Origin of the sequence: Streptomyces sp. NPDC058663 (assembly GCF_042716745.1) — a bacterium.
In the GTDB taxonomy this organism is placed as follows: Bacteria; Actinomycetota; Actinomycetes; order Streptomycetales; family Streptomycetaceae; genus Streptomyces.
On sequence record NZ_JBHXRV010000107.1, the window covers coordinates 1 to 3,785 of the forward strand.

The window sequence follows — 3,785 nt, forward strand, 5'->3', positions numbered from 1 at the left end:
GGCGGGGACAGATGTCCCCGCCCCTTCCGCGTCACAGGGGTTCCCCGCCCCTTCGGCGTCAGTCGAACCGGCCCGGGCGTCCCCCCGCCCCTCGGGTGTCCCCCCGCCCCTCGGGTGTCCCCGCTCGCTCGGCGTCAGTCGAACCAGCGGTTCCGGGACAGTTCCGCCGTGCGGGTCGGGTCCTCCAGCAGGGCGGCCACCTCGAAGCGGCGCGGCCACTGGGACGCCGCCCAGGCGAGTCCGGCCGCGACCCCTTCCAGGGTGGCGGCGTGGAGCACGCCGTCGGCCGTCCGCCGCCAGTCCAGTTCGACGCCCCCGGCACGCAGTTCGTCGTGTTCGAGGTAGCTGGTGGGGGTGGCGGGGCCGAGGAGGGTACGGACCGGGGCGGGCACCTCGCGTTCCGTGCCGCCGGCGGTCACCTCCGCCTCGACCGTCTCGCTGACCCGCCGCACCTGGAGCAGGTCCGCGAGGGCCGCCGCCCGCGACGGGGCCACCGGCAGGAGCGGCAGACCACCCGTCAGCGGCAGCAGGTCGGGCGCGTCCGCGATCAGCGCGTCGCCCGCGTCCACCACCTCCAGGTCGCCGTCGATCACCACCCGCAGCTCGTCGGGGAGCGTCACCTGCTCGGGGTCGAGGTCGGCCAACGCCGTGTAGAGGGCGTGCAGCTGCCCCTCGCTGACGTCCGCTTCCGGGTCCGTGAGCCGGAAGAGCAGTTCCGCGGCGCCGCCCGGCTCGGCGAGGAGCGAGGCCAGCGTGGTCCGTACGCCCAGGGCGCGCAGCACCTGCTCGTCGTCGAAGCCGGTGGCGTCCGCCTCGTCGTAGAGGCCTTCGAGGAGCGCGTCACCGCCCGCGGCGAGCAGGCCCGCGGGGCGGCGGCCGTCGAGCACCGGGTGGTCGCGCAGCCACCACGCCGCGTGCGGGCGGACGGTGCGCGTGGTGCCGTCCGGCAGCAGCACCCGCACCTGCTGGGTCAGCGCGTCCCGCAAGGGGGGCTGGGCGAGCAGGGCGAGCGCCTGCGGCCACTTGTCGTCGTCGACCAGGTCGAGGTCGCGGACCGCGACGATCTCCGTCGCCACCGGCGGCACGGGGGTGTCCGGCAGCTGGTCGAGCAGGTCCTCGCACCACACGTCGACGGCGTCGAGCAGCCCGGCGTCGTCCGGCTCCGCGAACTCCGAGTCCCGGGGCTCGAACTCGTCCGGGTCGAGCACGACATCCGTCGCCCGTACGAGGGTGAAGGTGGCCAGCACCCCGCAGGCGGCGAGCGTGCGCTCGCCCCAGCGGTCGGTCAGCTCCTGGTCGGCCAGGGCGAGTTCGCCCTCCCGCATGATCTGGGCGAAGGCACTGCCCGGCACCACCAGCTCCCCGGCGGGCGAGGTCTCGCCGTCCTCGTCGGGGAGCCCGAGGGCGCCCAGCCAGGGCTCGTCGCCGGGTTCGAGGTCGGCGTCCCTGACCAGGCCGAGCACGGTCTCCACCAGTTCGTCGGCGTCCAGCGCGTCCTCGTCCCAGATGTCCGCCCCGTCGAGGGAGGCGGCCACGGCGGCCCGCACCTGGGGGGTGGTCAGGACCGCACGCGGGGTCGCGGGGAGGGCGCCGAGCTTTTCGAGGAGGGGGTGGGCGGCATCCGCGTGGGCGACGCGCAGACCGAGTTTGGCGAGGTGTTCGGCGGCCTCGGGGGCGGAGTCCGGGAGCGGGAGCAGGACCTGGCGGGGTCCGACCGCCGTACGCCCGTTGGCGAGCGGCACCGGCAGCCCGGCCAGCCGGTCCGGGTCCACCCCGGCCAGCGACTCGTACAGCCGCCGCCACCAGCCGGGCGCGCGCTCGGCGCCCGCGATGCGCTCGATGGCGTCGCCGAGCGGCAGCCGCCCGACGCCCAGGGTGCGCAGCTCGGCACGCCGCTCGAGACCGGCGGGCAGCAGGGTCGGCAGCACCTCGGCGAGGACCCGTACCGTCTCCTCCCCCGCCCCTTCGACCACTTCCGCCTCGAAGGGACGCAGTGCGGGCTGCTCCTCGGTCGGTGCGGCGGGCAGCAGGAAGGCGACCCGCGGCAGCCGGGCGACGACCGCGGCGCGCAGTGCCCCGTCCAGCTCCCCCCTGCCGAGCGGCCCGGGCACCAGGGCGATCGTCCCCACGTTCACTGGCTCCCAGGCGGCGAGGAGTTCGGCGTACGCGTCGGCGGCCCGCTCGACGAGGAAGTCGGTGAGCGGACCGGGGGCCGGGTGGCGGCGGGTGGTGTCGAGCGGGAAGGAGGCGATGAGCAGGGCGGGGACGCCGAGGGGCTCGTCGGTGGGGGTGGGGGCGTGGACGACCCGTGCGGTACGGGGCGGCAGCGGCGACCCGTCGTCGTCGACGGGCACGGCCCAGGTGAGCGACCAGTGCGGCCGCAGCCGCTCCTCGACGGGACGGCCGGCGAGGAGGTCCTTGGTGAGGGGGCCGGAGGCGGAGCGGGTGCGCCAGCGGGTGGTGCGGGGGGCGGGGGTGCTGGGGCCCGTGCCCGTACCCACGCCGGGGGCGGCGACCGTGCCGGGGGCGGTGACCGTGCCGGTGTCGGTGATGTGCAGGTACGGCTGGTCCTCGCGCGCGTCGGCCGTACGGGTGAGGGTGCGGATGCCCTCCGGGGTCTCCACCACCACCTCGGCCAGGCCGGGCAGCGTCAGCAGCAGGGCGTCGTCGATCGCGGCGAGGAGGTGCTCGACCAGGGCGACGGCGGCCGGGTCGCGGAGCGGCAGGATGACGACGGTGTCGTAACCGGCGGGCGCGGTTCCCTCGGCGGGCAGCGGCAGCCGCAGCAGGGGTACGTGGCCGTCGCGGCGGCGGAGTTCGTCGGCGAGGCCGGGGCTGCGCAGGGCCTCGTCCTGCGCCATGCCGCGTGCCTCGGCGAGCGACCAGCGGACGCCGCCGTGCCGGCCGACCACGGCGGGCTCGTCGCTCACCGCGAGCACGGCCGCGAAGCCGACGCCGAAGCGGCCCACGGCGGTGTCGGCGTCCTCGCGCTTGGCGGAGGCGCGCAGCGTACTGAGGGATTCGGCGCCGGCGGCGTCCAGCGGGGCGCCGGTGTTGGCGGCGGCGAGCACGGGCGGGCTGTCGGCGGTGCCCGGGTGCAGGGTCAGGCGCAGCCGGCCGGTCAGCCCGGCCCGGCCGGCGGCGTCGGCGGCGTTCTGGGCGAGCTCGACGACGAGGCGGTCGCGGTAGCCGCCGAGGGCGAGGTCCTCCTCGGCGTTGGCGTCCTCGCGGAACCGGGCGGGGGTCGCCGCCCAGGCGTCAAGCACCCCGCGCCGCAGCCGGGCGGTGCCGAACGGGTCGCCGGGAGTGGTGGGGTCGCCGCCGTCGGGGGCCGGGGCCTGGACGCTCACGGGGTGCTCCGCTCTGTGGGGGTGTTCGCGGCGTGCAACGTATCGCGCGCGGGCTCGTGCCCCTGCCCACCTGCTCCCGATCCATCCCTCCGGGGCTGGCCCCGGGGGCCGGCTGGGGTCCGTTGCACCGGGGGCGCGGAGGCACGTTGCCCGGGGCTGCGCCCTGGACCACACCCCGTGCTCTGCGAGGGTCCGTTGCCCGGGGCCGCGCCCGACCGCGGGGTCCGCTGTGCGGGGCCGTTCCCCACCCCGCCCCTTTCCGCTGTGCCCTTGTGCGGCTGGCGCCGCGTGGCGTCGGCAAGGTGTGTCGCGCCTGCGGCGGGCTGTTGCCCCTCCCCGCCCCTCCCCTAAACCACTGGCCGCGGGGCTGTGGCTTGCCTGCGGGTGCGTGAGTGGTTGTTCGCGCAGTTCCCCGCGCCCCTGAGTACTCAGGGG

At 77.0% G+C, this 3,785-nt stretch carries 1 protein-coding gene; it reads right to left on the minus strand.

The annotated features are described in order from the left end of the window. Window positions 1–134: 134 nt before the first annotated feature. Window positions 135–3,350 (minus strand): sacsin N-terminal ATP-binding-like domain-containing protein, encoded by a 3,216-nt coding sequence (locus tag ACFWVV_RS37655; protein ID WP_384350542.1) that lies wholly within the window; start codon window positions 3,348–3,350, stop codon window positions 135–137. Between the last annotated feature and the right edge of the window lie 435 nt (window positions 3,351–3,785).